Origin of the sequence: Mesorhizobium neociceri (genome assembly GCF_013520985.1) — a bacterium.
GTDB classification, from domain to species: Bacteria; Pseudomonadota; Alphaproteobacteria; order Rhizobiales; family Rhizobiaceae; genus Mesorhizobium; species Mesorhizobium neociceri.
In genome coordinates this window covers 1-411 of record NZ_JACDTY010000070.1, presented here as the reverse complement: position 1 = coordinate 411, position 411 = coordinate 1, and the positions used below count along the sequence as shown (strand labels likewise).

1 protein-coding gene is annotated in these 411 nt (G+C 62.0%); it reads right to left on the bottom strand.

All coding sequences use genetic code 11. The features are described from left to right. Positions 1-366: LysR family transcriptional regulator (locus tag H0241_RS35360; protein ID WP_181062302.1), on the bottom strand; the 366-nt coding region annotated here is incomplete at its 3' end. Positions 367-411: the final 45 nt, after the last annotated feature.

The following is a 411-nucleotide window of genomic DNA, read 5'->3' as shown; positions in this document are numbered from 1 at the left end:
CACGTGGGGGTGCTGGTTGAAGAAGCGATACAGGCGCGGCACCAGCCACTTGGCGCCAAAGGTTGGCGGCACGGCCACGCGCAGGGGCGCATCGGCGGTGTCCATCAACAGATCGGTGGCTTGTTCGAGCGCACGCAGGGCGTCCCGCACGCGGGGCAGGTAGTTGTCGCCGGCGTCCGTGAGCGTGAGCTGGTTGTTGCGGCGTGCGAAGAGCTTCTTGCCCAGATGATCTTCGAGCTGCTTGATCTGGTGGCTGACGGCGGCGTTCGTTACGCAAAGCTCGTCTGCGGCCCGGCTGAAGCTCAGGTGACGGCCAGCGACTTCAAAGACGCGCAATGCATTAAGGGGAGGGAGGCGCCGCGGCATGCGTTCTCGTTAAGAAAAATTTAACGTCCAACGAAGAATTTGTAG